This is a genomic window from Streptomyces paromomycinus (genome assembly GCF_003865155.1).
Lineage (GTDB): Bacteria > Actinomycetota > Actinomycetes > Streptomycetales > Streptomycetaceae > Streptomyces > Streptomyces chrestomyceticus.
In genome coordinates this window covers 7,171,271-7,184,875 of record NZ_BHZD01000001.1, presented here as the reverse complement: position 1 = coordinate 7,184,875, position 13,605 = coordinate 7,171,271, and the positions used below count along the sequence as shown (strand labels likewise).

Annotated in this window: 12 protein-coding genes; 4 read left to right on the top strand and 8 right to left on the bottom strand. The window is 73.3% G+C overall.

Annotation, left to right across the window (positions count from 1 at the left end; genetic code table 11):
* Positions 1–13: 13 nt before the first annotated feature.
* The 3 genes from OEIGOIKO_RS31010 to OEIGOIKO_RS31000 form a co-directional block, all read right to left on the bottom strand.
* Positions 14–337 carry a (2Fe-2S)-binding protein gene (locus OEIGOIKO_RS31010; protein WP_125056810.1) on the bottom strand — a complete coding sequence of 108 codons (324 nt, stop codon included), beginning with the start codon at positions 335–337 and terminating at the stop codon, positions 14–16.
* Between the two features lie 144 nt (positions 338–481).
* Positions 482–1,831: a class II 3-deoxy-7-phosphoheptulonate synthase gene (locus OEIGOIKO_RS31005; RefSeq protein ID WP_031004031.1), complete on the bottom strand. Its 1,350-nt coding sequence runs from the start codon at positions 1,829–1,831 to the stop codon at positions 482–484.
* A gap of 119 nt (positions 1,832–1,950) precedes the next feature.
* Positions 1,951–3,333: an aminotransferase-like domain-containing protein gene (locus OEIGOIKO_RS31000; protein WP_125056809.1), complete on the bottom strand. Its 1,383-nt coding sequence runs from the start codon at positions 3,331–3,333 to the stop codon at positions 1,951–1,953.
* Between the two features lie 137 nt (positions 3,334–3,470).
* Between OEIGOIKO_RS31000 and OEIGOIKO_RS30995 the strand changes: the two genes are divergently transcribed.
* Complete coding sequence (locus OEIGOIKO_RS30995; protein ID WP_125056808.1) at positions 3,471–4,292, top strand: alpha/beta fold hydrolase; 822 nt, start codon at positions 3,471–3,473, stop codon at positions 4,290–4,292.
* 167 nt (positions 4,293–4,459) lie between these two features.
* Complete coding sequence (locus OEIGOIKO_RS30990; protein ID WP_125056807.1) at positions 4,460–6,400, top strand: anthranilate synthase family protein; 1,941 nt, start codon at positions 4,460–4,462, stop codon at positions 6,398–6,400.
* Here OEIGOIKO_RS30990 and OEIGOIKO_RS30985 read toward each other — a convergent pair.
* The 5 genes from OEIGOIKO_RS30985 to OEIGOIKO_RS30965 form a co-directional block, all read right to left on the bottom strand.
* Complete coding sequence (locus tag OEIGOIKO_RS30985) at positions 6,366–7,382, bottom strand: 2-hydroxyacid dehydrogenase (protein WP_125056806.1); 1,017 nt, start codon at positions 7,380–7,382, stop codon at positions 6,366–6,368. The two genes, OEIGOIKO_RS30990 and OEIGOIKO_RS30985, sit on opposite strands and share 35 nt — an antisense overlap.
* Positions 7,383–7,612: 230 nt before the next feature.
* Positions 7,613–8,641, bottom strand: coding sequence for a 6-phosphofructokinase (locus OEIGOIKO_RS30980; RefSeq protein WP_125056805.1), 1,029 nt, complete (start codon positions 8,639–8,641; stop codon positions 7,613–7,615).
* Positions 8,642–8,895: 254 nt separating this feature from the next.
* A complete protein-coding gene (locus tag OEIGOIKO_RS30975) occupies positions 8,896–9,540 on the bottom strand; it encodes a response regulator (protein ID WP_241267844.1) in 645 nt (214 codons plus the stop codon).
* Positions 9,541–9,563: 23 nt separating this feature from the next.
* Positions 9,564–10,799 (bottom strand): MacS family sensor histidine kinase, encoded by a 1,236-nt coding sequence (macS, locus tag OEIGOIKO_RS30970; protein WP_125059184.1) that lies wholly within the window; start codon positions 10,797–10,799, stop codon positions 9,564–9,566.
* A gap of 106 nt (positions 10,800–10,905) precedes the next feature.
* Positions 10,906–11,721: a lysophospholipid acyltransferase family protein gene (locus tag OEIGOIKO_RS30965; protein WP_170251927.1), complete on the bottom strand. Its 816-nt coding sequence runs from the start codon at positions 11,719–11,721 to the stop codon at positions 10,906–10,908.
* A gap of 226 nt (positions 11,722–11,947) precedes the next feature.
* Between OEIGOIKO_RS30965 and OEIGOIKO_RS30960 the strand changes: the two genes are divergently transcribed.
* Together OEIGOIKO_RS30960 and OEIGOIKO_RS30955 are read left to right on the top strand one after the other, a co-directional pair.
* A complete protein-coding gene (locus OEIGOIKO_RS30960; RefSeq protein WP_125056802.1) occupies positions 11,948–12,745 on the top strand; it encodes an alpha/beta hydrolase in 798 nt (265 codons plus the stop codon).
* The gene (locus OEIGOIKO_RS30955) at positions 12,732–13,424 is read left to right on the top strand and encodes a hypothetical protein (RefSeq protein ID WP_125056801.1); all 693 of its coding nucleotides are present in this window, start codon (positions 12,732–12,734) and stop codon (positions 13,422–13,424) included. The genes OEIGOIKO_RS30960 and OEIGOIKO_RS30955 overlap by 14 nt, the downstream gene beginning before the upstream one ends.
* Positions 13,425–13,605: the final 181 nt, after the last annotated feature.

Below are 13,605 nucleotides of genomic sequence, written 5' to 3'. Positions count from 1 at the left end.
GTCCGGGGTGGCTTCAGGCTGCTTCCGGCAGGGCGCCGGGCGCCGCGTCGGGGGCCGGCTGCGGTGTGATGCCGTACGGGCCGCGCGTCCCGGCGGCCGGCGCCGCGGCCGCCTCGCCGGACGGCTCGGCGCCGAGTGGTTCGGGGGCGCCCCGGTCGATCAGTTCGCGCCGGGGGCAGGTGCCCCGGCCGAGCAGCGCCTGGATGCGGCGGACGCAGCCGCCGCAGTCGGTGCCGGCCTTGCTGGCGGAGGCGATCTGGCGCGGGGTGCAGGCACCGGACGCCGCGTGCTCACGGACCTGCTGCTCCGTGATGCCGAAGCACGAGCAGACGTACACGCGGGTCACCTCCGTCGACCTGTTCCGCAGTGAGGTTACCCTTACCTTACCCGGGACAAAAGTCCGCTCACAACGCCGATGGGGCGCGGATCCTGTGATCCGCGCCCCATCGGTGTGTGCGTACGGCCCGGCCGGGCCGGTGGCTCACTGGTCCCGGTACATCTCCGCCACCAGGAACGCCAGGTCCAGCGACTGGCTGCGGTTGAGCCGCGGGTCGCAGGCGGTCTCGTAGCGCTGGTGCAGGTCGTCGACGAAGATCTCGTCGCCGCCGCCCACGCACTCGGTGACATCGTCGCCGGTCAGCTCGACGTGGATGCCGCCGGGGTGCGTACCCAGACTCTTGTGCACCTCGAAGAAGCCCTTGACCTCGTCCAGCACGTCGTCGAAGCGCCGGGTCTTGTGCCCGGAGGCGGCCTCGAAGGTGTTGCCGTGCATCGGGTCGCAGATCCAGGCGACCTGCGCGCCGGAGGCGGTGACCTTCTCGACCAGCTCGGGCAGCTTGTCGCGGATCTTGTCCGCGCCCATGCGGGTGATGAAGGTCAGCCGGCCCGGCTCGCGCTCCGGGTCGAGGCGCTCGATGAGCGTGAGCGCGTCCTCGGCGGTCGTCGTCGGACCCAGCTTGACGCCGATCGGGTTGCGGATACGGGAGGCGAACTCGATGTGCGCGCCGTCCAGTTGCCGGGTGCGCTCGCCGATCCAGACCATGTGGCCGGAGACGTCGTAGAGGTTGCCGGTCCGCGAGTCGGTACGGGTCAGCGCGGACTCGTAGTCCAGCACGAGCGCCTCGTGGGAGGCGTAGAACTCGACCGTCTTGAACTCCTCCGGGTCCACCCCGCAGGCGTTCATGAAGTTCATCGCCCGGTCGATCTCACGCGCCAGCGCCTCGTACCGCTGCCCGGACGGGGAGGACTTCACGAAGTCCTGGTTCCAGGCGTGCACCTGGCGCAGGTCGGCGTAGCCGCCGGTGGTGAAGGCCCGTACGAGGTTCAGCGTCGCGGCGGAGGCGTGGTACATCCGCTTCAGGCGCTGCGGGTCCGGGACGCGGGCCGCCTCGGTGAACTCGAAGCCGTTGACGGAGTCGCCGCGGTAGGTCGGCAGCGTCACCCCGTCGCGGGTCTCGGTGGGCTTGGAGCGCGGCTTGCTGTACTGGCCCGCGATCCGGCCGACCTTGACGACCGGGACCGACCCGGCGTACGTGAGGACCGCGCCCATCTGGAGCAGGGTCTTGAGCTTGTTGCGGATGTGCTCGGCGGAGACGGCGTCGAACGCTTCCGCGCAGTCGCCGCCCTGCAGCAGGAACGCCTCGCCGCGGGCGACCGCACCCAGGCGCTCGCGCAGCTGGTCGCACTCGCCGGCGAAGACGAGCGGCGGATAGGACTCCAGCTCGGCGATCACATCGCGCAGAGCCTCTTGGTCCGGCCATTCAGGCTGCTGCGCCGCGGGCAGGTCTCGCCAGGTGTTGCCACCGGCGTGGATTTCAGCGTTCACGGTCACGCGTCAACTTTACGGGGTCCGGACAGGGGTCCATCTCGCCGACCGGGATGTGAGACGAAGGTCCCACTCCTGTGGACCGCCGGGGGCGTGCGCCCGGCCCGGTGGTGCGCCCGCGCGCCTCAGTCCGGTACGGAGTCCTCCGGGGCGCCGCGGGCGATGGCGGCCAGCGTGCCCAGCGCGTACGCCAGGTCGTCGGTGGCCGGGGCGGCGAGGGCGACGCGGACGGCGTTGGGGGCGGGCGCGGCGCCGTGCGCGCCCTCCGCGCCGACGGCGAACGCGGCGGCCGGGGTGACGGCGATGCCGTGCCGGACGGCGGCCGCGAGGAAGGTCTCGGCGCGCCACCCCTCGGGCAGCTCCCACCAGGCGAAGTAGGAGGCCGGATCGGCCCGCACCCGGAAGCCGTCGAGGTGCTCGCGCAGCAGTGCCTGCCGGGCGGCCGCGTCCCGGCGCTTGGCCTCGACGACCGTCGTCACCACGCCGTCCAGCAGCCAGCGGACGGTGGCGTTCAGGGCGAAGCCGCCGGCCGTCCAGCCGCCGGAACGCAGGGCGGCGGCGACCCGGTCGGCGTACGCGGGTGGCGCGAGGACCAGGCCGGTGGTCAGGCCGGGCGCCAGGCGCTTGGAGAGGCTGTCGACCAGGAGGGTGCGCTCGGGGGCCAGGGCGGCCAGCGGCGGAAGACCGGCCTGCCGGCCGTCGTCCAGGAGGAAGGACCAGACGGCGTCCTCGACGGCCCACAGGTCCAGGGCGCGCAGCGTCCCGGCCAGCTCGGCGCGGCGCCCGGCGGCCATGGTCACGCCGAGCGGGTTGTGCAGCGTCGGCTGAAGGTAGACGGCGTGCAGCGGAGCGCTTCGGTGGGCCTCGCGTACGGCGTCCGGGTGCAGGCCGTACGCGTCGCCGGCGAGCGGTACGAGGGTGCTGCCGAGGCGGGCGGCGACGGACTTGACCAGCGGATAGGTGAGCGCTTCGACGCCGAGGCGGCCGCCGGGCGGCACCAGCGCGGCGAGCGCGCCCGCGATGGCCTGGCGGCCGTTGCCCGCGAACAGCAGGCCCGCCGGGTCGGGGCGGAAGTCGCCGCGGGCGAGCAGGGCGGCGAAGGCGTCCCGGGCGGGAGCCGAGCCGGTGGCCGGGGCGACGGCCAGGGCGGCGCTCAGCACGTCCGGGCGCAGCAGAGGCTCCAGACTGCGGGCCAGGAGGGCGGCCTGCCCGGGGACCTCGGGGTAGTTGAGTTCGAGGTTGACGCGGGTGCGGCGGGCGGGGTCGGCGGGTTCGGCGAGGGCGGGTCCCGGGGCGTGCTGGGCGGCGCGTACGTACGTACCACGGCCGACCTCGCCGACGGTCAGCCCGCGGCGGGCCAGCTCGCGGTAGACGCGGGCGGCGGTGGAGTCGGCGATGCGGTGGACGCGGGCGAAGGCGCGCTGGGGGGCGAGCCGGTCGCCGGGGCGCAGGCGCCCGGCGGCGATGTCGGCCGCGACGGTGTCGGCGATGCGCCGGTAGTCCTCCACGGGCCCTCCCGGCCGTCACTGCAAGCACCCACTATTGCACCGAGCGCAATGTTTTCATTGCACCGAGATGATGCGCGCCCTAGCATCGAGCCGTCAACAGGCCGGCCGCCACGAACACCCACGGACAGGGGCGAGTTGTGTTGCGTACTGCTGCCGTCAACGGCATCACCACGACGTACGAGGACACCGGCGAGGCGGCCGGAGAAACGATCCTTCTGGTCCATGGGCACCCCTTCGACCACACGATGTGGGCCCCGCAGGCCGCCGCCCTGGCCGCCGCCGGGCACCGCGTCCTCGTACCGGACCTGCGCGGCTACGGCGCCACCCGGGTCGTCCCGGGCACGACCCGCCTGGAGACCTTCGCCGCCGACCTCGCCGCGCTCCTGGACCACCTCGGCGTGACGCAGCGGATCGTCCTCGGCGGCCTGTCCATGGGCGGCCAGATCGCCATGGAGTGCGCCCGCCGCTTCCCGGAACGGCTGCGCGCCCTCGTCCTCGCCGACACCTTCGCCCACGCCGAGACCCCCGAGGGCCGCCGGGCCCGCAACGCCATGGCCGACCGGCTGCTGCGCGAGGGCATGGGCGGCTACACGGAAGAAGTCCTCGACAAGATGATCGCGCCGCGCACCATCACCGGCCGGCCCGCCGTCGCGGAGCACGTACGGCGCATGATGCTCGGCGCACCGCCCGAGGGAGCGGCCGCCGCCCTCAGGGGCCGCGCCGAACGCCCCGACTACACCGAGACGTTGGCCCGCCTCGCCGTCCCCGCCCTGGTGGCCGTCGGCCGCGACGACACCTACACCCCGGTCTCCGACGCCGAGTTCCTGCGCGACCGCATCCCGGACGCGCGCCTGGCCGTCGTCGAGGACGCCGCCCACCTGCCCAACCTCGAACAGCCCGACGTCTTCAACGCCGCGCTGACCGCCTTTCTCGCGGCGCTCCCGGAGCGGGTCGGGTAGGGTGACGCCCATGTACGCGCAACCGGCCATGAACATGAACTGGTGGTGGACCGCTCATCCGGCGGCCCACTGATCGCGCGTAACCACTGACATCGCGAAGGCCGCCCCGAGGGGCGGCCTTCCGCGTTGTGCGGGCCGTTCCTCCCCTCCCGGAAGGAACCGCCGACATGCCTCGCTCCACCACCGACGCCGGCACCGCCGACGTCCTGCGCCGCCTGCTGTCCCCCGGCTGCCCGCCGTTCGCCCTGCTGCACCGCCGTACGCCCGGCCGTCCCGCCGCCGACACCGTCGAGGTGCTGGTCGGCGAGGTGACCGAGGTGTCGCGGCTGGACGGCATCCCGCTCGGCGACGGTGTGCCGGACGGCGGCGCCGCGGTCACCGACGCGCTGGCGCTCGTCCCGTTCCGGCAGATCCGCGAGCGCGGGTTCGACGTCCGCGACGACGGCACACCCCTGGCGGTGCTGCGCCCGGACGAGGCGTACGAGCTGCCGCTGGCCGAGGTGCTGGCGGAACTTCCCGCCCACGCGGTGCGGGTGACGGACGGCGCCTTCGACGTCTCCGACGACGCGTACGCCGGGATCGTCGAGCGCGTCCTGCGGGACGAGATCGGCACCGGCGAGGGCGCCAACTTCGTCATCCGGCGCACCTTCCAGGGCGACATCCCGGGCTTCGGCACTGCCGACGCGCTGGCCCTGTTCCGGCGGCTGCTGGCCGGTGAGCGCGGCGCGTACTGGACGTACGTCGTGCACCGGCCGGGCGTGCGCACGCTGGTCGGCGCCAGCCCCGAGGTGCACGTAAGGATGTCCGGCGGGACGGTCGTGATGAACCCGATCAGCGGCACCTACCGCTACCCGGCCGGGGGCCCGAGCACGGAGCACCTGCTGGAGTTCCTGGGCGACCGCAAGGAGGTGGAGGAGCTGTCCATGGTCGTGGACGAGGAGCTGAAGATGATGTGCACCGTCGGCGACATGGGCGGTGTGGTGGTCGGACCGCGCCTCAAGGAGATGGCGCACCTCGCGCACACGGAGTACGAGCTGCGCGGCCGCTCCTCGCTCGATGTGCGGAAGGTGCTGAAGGAGACGATGTTCGCGGCGACCGTCGTGGGCTCGCCGGTGCAGAACGCCTGCCGGGTGATCGAACGCCACGAGGCGGGCGGGCGCGGCTACTACGCGGGGGCGCTGGCCCTGATCGGGCGGGACGCGGGCGGCGCGCAGACGCTGGACTCGCCGATCCTGATCCGTACCGCCGACATCGACGCGGACGGCGGGCTGCGGGTACCGGTCGGCGCCACCCTCGTACGGGCCTCCGACCCGCGCGCCGAGGTCGCCGAGACGCACGCCAAGGCCGCCGGGGTGCTGACCGCGCTCGGTGTGCGCCTCGCTCCCGGCCGTACGGAGGAGACCGCCGGGCGGCCGCGGCTGGCCGACGACCCACGGGTGCGGGCCGCGCTCGACGCCCGCCGCGCGGACCTCGCGCCCTTCTGGCTGCGGATGCAGAGCACCGCGCCGACCGCCGCGCTGTCCGGCCACGCGCTGGTGATCGACGCGGAGGACACCTTCACCGCGATGCTGGCGCACCTGCTGCGCACCTCGGGGCTGACGGTGACCGTGCGCCGGTACGACGAGCCGGGGCTGCGGGAGGCCGCGGCGGCCCACGAGGGGCCGGTCGTGCTCGGTCCCGGCCCCGGCGACCCGTCGGACGCCGCCGACCCGAAGATGCGGCTGCTGCGCGCGCTGACCGCGCGGCTGGTCGGCGAGCACCGGCACGGGCTGTTGGGCGTCTGCCTCGGGCACGAGCTGATCGCCGCGGAGCTGGGCCTGGAGATCGTGCGCAAGGAGGTGCCGTTCCAGGGCGCGCAGGAGCGCATCGACTTCTTCGGCCGCCCGGAGACCGTCGGTTTCTACAACACCTTCACGGCCCGCTGCGACGAGGCGGCGGTGGCCGAACTGGCCATGCACCGGGTCGAGCTGAGCCGGGACACGGACTCCGGCGAGGTGCACGCGCTGCGCGGTCCCGGCTTCGCGGGGGTGCAGTTCCACCCGGAGTCCGTGCTGACGCTGGACGGGGCGGCGATCACCGCGCAGCTGCTGGCCGCTGTCCTGGTGTGACGAGGAGGTTCTCGTTGGTGCGGCCGGCCAGGTAGTCCTCGACGTTGCGTACGGTGGCGTCGAGGATCTGGCCGACCGCGTCCCCGGTGAAGTACGCCTGGTGCGAGGTGACCAGCACGTTCCCGAAGGTCATCAGGCGGGCGAGGGTGTCGTCGTGGACGACTTCCAGGGACTTGTCGAAGAAGAAGAGCCCGGCCTCCTCCTCGTAGACGTCCAGGCCGACACCGCCGAGCCGGCCGGCCTTGAGGGTCTCCACCAGCGCCGCGGTGTCGACCAGGCCGCCGCGGCTGGAGTTGACCAGGATCGCGTCGTCCTTCATGGCGGCCAGCGCGGCGGCGTCGACGAGGTGGCGGGTCGCCTCCGTCAGCGGCACGTGCAGGCTGATCAGGTCCGACTCGGCGAACAGCCGGTCCAGGCCGACGTACGTCATGCCCAGCTCGGCACAGCGGGGGTTCTCGGCGAGGTCCCAGCCCAGCAGCTTCATGCCGAAGCCGTGGGCGATCCGGGTGAACGCCTCGCCGATCTTGCCGGTGCCGAGCACGCCGACGGTCCGGCCGTGCAGGTCGCGGCCCATCAGCCCGTCGAGGCGGAAGTCGAAGTTCCGGGTGCGGTTGGCGGCCCGGACGATCCGGCGGTCGACGGCCAGGGCCAGGGCCCAGGCGAACTCCGCGACCGAGTACGGCGAGTAGGAGGAGACCCGGCCGACGGTCAGCCCGAGGTCGGCCGCGGCCTCCAGGTCGATGTTGTTGTAGCCGGTGGCACGCTGGGCGATCATCTTCGTGCCGCCGGCCGCCAGCGCCTGGATCACCTCGGCGTTCAGGTCGGCGTTGACGCTGACGCTGACGACCTCGTGGCCGGCGGCGATGGGGGCGGTGTCACGGTTGAGGAAGACGTCGAGGCAGCGGACCTGGTGGCGGCCGGCGAAGGCCCGCACCAGCAGCGGCCGCTCGTCCGCCTGCACGCCGAACGCGATGATCTCCACGGTGTCTCCCGACGTTGCCGGTCATGCGGTCCGGTCACCGCCGCCCGTTTCAGGGCTTTTGCGGTGACAGGGCCGAATATACGGCGCGGGGCGCGTCCCGGCCGCCCGTCCGACGCGTACGGCGACGAGCGGACCGGGAGGGAGACGTACCGGCGCGTACGGCGGCGTGCGACGGGACCCGCCGGCCCCCGGTCCGGCCACACGCCGCCGTACGCACCCGTGGGCCGGGCTCAGCCGAAGAAGACCCCGGCCTCCGCGTACAGCTTCGGATCGACGGTCTTGATCTTCGCGGTCGCCTCCGCCAGCGGCACCCGGACGATGTCCGTGCCGCGCAGGGCGACCATCGTGCCGAAATCGCCGTCCCGCACCGCGTCGATCGCGTGCAGCCCGAAGCGGGTGGCCAGCCAGCGGTCGAAGGCGCTGGGCGTGCCGCCGCGCTGGGTGTGGCCGAGCACCGTCGTGCGGGCCTCCTTGCCCGTACGGTCCTCGATCTCCTTGGCCAGCCACTCACCCACGCCCGACAGCCGCACATGCCCGAACGAGTCCGTCGAACCGTCCTTGAGGACCATCTGGCCGTCCTTGGGCATGGCCCCCTCGGCGATCACGACGATCGGCGCGTACCGCACCTTGAAGCGGGACTCGATCCAGGCGCAGACCTGGTCGACGTCGAAGCGCTGCTCGGGGATGAGGATGACGTTGGCGCCGCCGGCCAGGCCGGAGTGCAGCGCGATCCAGCCCGCGTGCCGGCCCATGACCTCGACGACCAGGACCCGCATGTGCGACTCGGCGGTGGTGTGCAGCCGGTCGATGGCCTCGGTGGCGACGCCGACGGCGGTGTCGAAGCCGAAGGTGTAGTCGGTGGCGGACAGGTCGTTGTCGATCGTCTTGGGCACGCCGACGCAGGGCACGCCGTACTCGCCGGAGAGCCGGGCCGCGACGCCGAGGGTGTCCTCGCCGCCGATCGTGATCAGCGCCTCGACCTCCTCCTTGGCGAGGGTGTCCTTGATCCGGCGGATGCCGTCCTCGTGCTTGAGGGGATTGGTCCGCGAGGAGCCGAGGACCGTGCCGCCGCGCGGCAGGATGCCGCGTACGGCGGGGATGTCGAGCGGTACCGTGTCGCCTTCCAGGGGCCCGCGCCAGCCGTCCCGGAAACCGACGAAGTCGTAGCCGTACTCCTGGACGCCCTTGCGCACCACGCCTCGGATGACCGCGTTGAGACCGGGGCAGTCACCGCCGCCGGTCAGTACTCCGACCCGCATCGCTTCTTCACCTTCATCCCGTGAGGGGCCGCGCACCCGCCGGTGGCCGCGCGCGGCCGTGCTGTGCCGACGCCGGTCACGCTAATGGTGAGGCACGTCACCCCGGGATGGGGCGGAAAGCGAATTCCCCGGAAATGCCGGGGACTTGACGCGATGCGTTCACTCGTACGAGCGCATGGCGCATGAGCGGCCGGTGCCCGCACGGAATTCCCGGACGGTGCGGGCCGGGACCCCGGACGGCGAGGACCGGGACCTCAGACCTCGTCCAGGCCCCGTTCTATCGCATACCGGACCAGTTCGACGCGGTTGTGCAGCTGGAGCTTGCCCAGGGTGTTCTGCACATGGTTCTGGACCGTGCGGTGCGAGATGACCAGCCGGTCGGCGATCTGTTTGTACGACAGGCCCTTGGCGACCAGGCGCAGCACCTCGGTCTCCCGCTCGGTCAGCCGCGGCGCGCCCGGCTCGTCCTCGGCGGCCGGGGCGGGCTCGGTCGCCAGCCGGCGGTACTCCCCCAGCACCAGCCCGGCCAGGCCCGGTGTGAACACCGGATCGCCGGCCGCCGTACGGCGTACCGCGTCCAACAGCTCCTCGGTACTGGCCGACTTGAGCAGGTAGCCCGTCGCGCCGGACTTGACGGCCTCCAGCACGTCGGCGTGCTCGCCGCTGGCGGAGAGCACCAGCACCCGCAGGGCGGGGTGGGCGCCGACCACCTCCCGGCAGACCTCCACGCCGGGCAGACCCGGCAGGTTCAGGTCCAGGACGAGGACGTCGGGCGCGGCGGCCTGCGCGCGGCGCACCGCCTGCGGACCGTCCCCGGCCGTCGCCACCACGTCGTACCCGGCCTCGGCCAGGTCGCGGGCGACCGCGTCCCGCCACATCGGGTGGTCGTCGACCACCATCACCTTCACGTTCCGCGGCTCGCTCACGCCGTGCTCCTCCCCCGTTTCCGGCCCGCGGGCACCTGGCCCTTGGGGACTTTCAGCTCCACTTCCGTGCCCTGGCCGGGGACCGAGATCCAGTCGGCGCTGCCGCCCAGGTCCCGCAGCCGGCCGCGGATCGACAGGGCCACCCCCAGCCGGCCCTCGCGCTCGGCGTCCGCGAGGCGGCCTTCGGGGATGCCGGGACCGTCGTCCCGCACCGTCACGACCACCTCGTCCGGCTCGTCCTCCACCAGGATCCACGCCTGTGCCTCGGCACCCGCGTGCACCCTGACATTGTCCAACGCGGCACTGACAGCGGCCGCCAGCTCCGCCGCGGCCGCCGCCGGGAGCACGACCGGACCGCCCGGCTCGGAGAACGTGACGCGCGCACCGGCGTGCGGCGCGAGCAGGGCCCGTACGTCGCAGGGCCCGGCGTCGGGGCCGTCCTCGGCGCACGGCACCGGCGCGGCCAGTGCCTCCTGCGGGGTGCGGACCGCGTCCTCCCCGGCACCGGGGGCGGCCGTACCGGGCCGCGGGACCAGGCCGCTGGAGACCAGCGTGCGCAGCGCGACCTCCTGCTCCCCCGCCATCCGGCCCAGTTCGGCGGCCTCGCCGCCGATCGCGGCACCGCGCCGCTGCACCATCGCCAGGACCTGCAGGACGCTGTCGTGGATGTCCCGGGCCAGCCGCTCCCGCTCCCGGGTGGCGGCCTCGATCTGGAGGGCGCGGGCGAGGGTGCGCTCACTGGCGCGGGCCACCTCGACCACGTAGCCGATGGCGACGCTCGCCACCCACACCAGGACGACGTTGTGGATCGTGTCGCGGGCGAGCTCCTGGCGTTCGACCAGGTTGACGACGGCGACCAGCGCGGAGGCCACCGCGGCCCAGCGCCAGCCGCCCTTGATGGCGAAGCCCAGCACCGCGCCCGCCGTCCAGATGGAGGGCAAGGTCGCCGCGCCGTCCATGATCCGCTCGTGGCTGTCCGCCACCAGGGTGAGCAGGATGCCGCCGAGCGCGAAGGACAGGTCGCCGATGAGGAAGGCGCGGGTGCAGCGCTCCGCCGAGGTCGTACGGCGCCAGGTGAAGGCCATCCACACGGTCAGCGCTGTCATGTAGGCGGCGGCGACGAGGGGATGCGCGTACTTCTTGTACGAGAACACGAACAGGACCAGGACGTAGGCCAGGGTCAGGACGCGGTAACCGGTCAGCGCCCGCCACAGCGGGAGCTCCACCGACATCCGGACCGCCCGCTGCGGCTGCCCCTTGCCCTTGCCCGCCGCCGCGCCGGCCGCGGGCCGTATCTCTGCCTCTGCCATCTCGCCCCCACCCTGTGCCGGGGCGCGCCTACGCCCCGGTGCCGGTCGTGCCCTGCCCCTTGCGGATCTTGGCGGCCACCCCGGTCTTCTCAGCCTTCTCAGCCTTCTCAGCCTTTTCGGCCTTTTCGGCCTTTTCGGCCTTTTCGGCCTTCTCCGCCTCGGCCTTCTTCTTGGCCGCGTCCGCGATCTGCCGCTTGGCGGCGGTCGCGTAGATGTCCACGTACTCCTGGCCCGACAACTTCATGATCTCGTACATGACCTCGTCGGTCACCGAGCGCAGGATGAAGCGGTCGCCCTCCATGCCGTGGTACCGGCTGAAGTCCAGCGGCTTGCCGATCCGGATACCGGGCCGGATCATCTTCGGCATCACCTTGCCGGGCGGCTGCACCTTCTCCGTGTCGATCATCGCGACGGGGATGACCGGGGCACCGGTGGCCAGCGCCACCCGGGCCAGGCCGCCGGGCTTGCCGCGGTAGAGCCGGCCGTCCGGCGAGCGGGTGCCCTCCGGATAGATGCCGAACAGCTCACCGCGCTCCAGCACCTCGATGCCGCTCTTGATCGCCGCCTCGCCCGCGCCCCGCGCGCCCGAGCGGTCCACCGGGAGCTGGCCCACGCCCTTGAAGAAGGCGGCGGTCAGCTTGCCCTTGACGCCCGGGGAGGTGAAGTACTCGGCCTTGGCGATGAAGGTCACCTTGCGGTCGAGCACCGCGGGCAGGAAGAAGGAGTCCGAGAAGGACAGGTGGTTGCTCGCCAGGATGGCGGGTCCCGTTGCGGGGATGTTCTCCAGGCCCTCCACCCAGGGACGGAAAGCCAGCTTCAGCGATCCGCCGATGGAAAACTTCATTGCGCCGTAGATCAACCCACTGCCTCCTGTGTGTGACGCAAAGACCTTAACCTGCCCCGGCGCCCCCCTCTTCTCGGCGGCCCGCCCGGACGGGCCCGGGGGCGCTCCCCGGCGGGGACCGGGGTAGCGGGCCGGTGGACCTATCCGCCCGGCGCCGCTCCGCGTAGGCTTCCGGTAACCCGCGTATCCCGTTGCCGCCCGGCCCCTCACCGATCGGAGTCCCCCGGTGCCGCTGCTCCCCGGAGCCGAGCCGTTCCGCCGCGACGGCGGCCGGACCGGCGTCCTCGTCTGCCACGGTTTCACCGGCTCCCCCCAGTCCGTACGCCCCTGGGCCGAGTACCTGGCCGACCGCGGCCTGACGGTCTCGGTCCCGCTGCTGCCCGGCCACGGCACCCGCTGGCAGGACATGCAGCTCACCACCTGGCAGGACTGGTACGCCGAGGTCGACCGCGAGCTGCGGTCGCTGTCCGGACGGTGCGAGCGGGTCTTCGTGTGCGGCCTCTCGATGGGCGGCGCGCTGGCGCTGCGGCTGGCCGAGCGGCACGGCGCCGCGATCAGCGGCCTGGCGCTGGTCAACCCGGGCAACAAGGTGCACGACGCGGCCGCCCCGCTGCTGCCGGTGCTGCGGCACGTCGTCCGGACGACCAAGGGGCTGGCCGACGACATCGCCAAGCCCGGCTCCCACGAGATCGGCTACGACCGGGTGCCGCTGCACGCCGCGCACTCGCTGCGCCGCTTCTTCCAGCTGGTCGACGCCGAACTGCCCCGGGTCACCCAGCCGTTGCTGGTGCTGACCAGCCCGCAGGACCACGTCGTACCGCCGGCCGACTCCGAGCGCATTCTCGGCCGGGTGTCCTCGCAGGACGTACGGCAGGTGCTGCTGGAGCGCAGCTACCACGTCGCCACGCTCGACCACGACGCCGAGCGGATCTGCCAGGAGACCTACGACTTCATCGCCCGACTGGCGCCGGACGTGCGCACGGGCGTGGAGAGTGAGGAGACGGCCCCCGGTGGAGGAGCGTAGCCCCCGCGACCCCCGCGACCCGCTGGACGAGGAAGCCGCCTGGGCCGAGATCGTGGCCGGGTACGGCAAGGCACCGGCCTTCCCGGACGAGGACGGGCCGGTGGCCGGTCCGGGCCCGGAGGCGGCGGACGGGCCGTCCGGCGGCGCCACGGGCACCGGACCGGACCGCGTCGACCTCGGCAAGACCGGCGAGGACCGGGCCGACGGCAAACCCGCCGAGAAGGCCGGCCAGGGCCCCACGGACCGTACGGACCGGGACGACGGCGGCCTGACCGTCGAGGAGCGCCCGCGCAGCGAGCCCTCTCCCGGTGCGCCGGACCGGCCCGGCGGGCCCTCCGTCGGCAGTTTCGTGGTCTTCGCGCCCGGCGTCGGGCCGCGCGACTGGTCGGCGGCCGAGGCGTCCGACGACGACCTCGGCGGGACGGACGAAGGGCACTTCGTGCCGCCCGAGCCGCCTCCGCTGCCCAAGGCCGACGTGACGGCCAAGTTCGCCTGGATCGCGGTGCTCGGCGGGCCGCTGCTGCTGGTGCTCATGGTGCTGCTGCAGCAGCCCGTCACCTGGTGGATCACCCTGCTGGGCATCGGCGGCTTCCTGGGCGGCTTCGCGACGCTGGTGGCCCGGATGAAGCACGACGACGAGGACGACGAGGAGCTGCCGGGCGGCGGCGCGGTCGTATGACCGCACCGGCCGCCGCCCGCGGCCGGGCCGCCGTCCCCCGCACGCCCGGGGATTCACCCTCGCGCGCCAGGTGTCCTGACCGGCGTTGACGCCGCGAACGGGGAGGATCACGCCGAGTATCCGGCCGTGTTCCCGGGAGGACCCCGTGCGCCATCCGCTCTCGTCATCATGTTCACGTCCA

Excerpts from the sequence above, each read along its gene's own strand:
- OEIGOIKO_RS30980 (WP_125056805.1), bottom strand. The coding sequence starts at position 8,641 with ATGCGGGTCGGAGTACTGACCGGCGGCGGTGACTGCCCCGGTCTCAAC.
- macS (WP_125059184.1), bottom strand. The coding sequence starts at position 10,799 with ATGTCGGTGGAGCTCCCGCTGTGGCGGGCGCTGACCGGTTACCGCGTC.
- OEIGOIKO_RS30965 (WP_170251927.1), bottom strand. The coding sequence starts at position 11,721 with ATGAAGTTTTCCATCGGCGGATCGCTGAAGCTGGCTTTCCGTCCCTGG.
- OEIGOIKO_RS30975 (WP_241267844.1), bottom strand. The coding sequence starts at position 9,540 with ATGGTGGTCGACGACCACCCGATGTGGCGGGACGCGGTCGCCCGCGAC.
- OEIGOIKO_RS30990 (WP_125056807.1), top strand. The coding sequence starts at position 4,460 with ATGCCTCGCTCCACCACCGACGCCGGCACCGCCGACGTCCTGCGCCGC.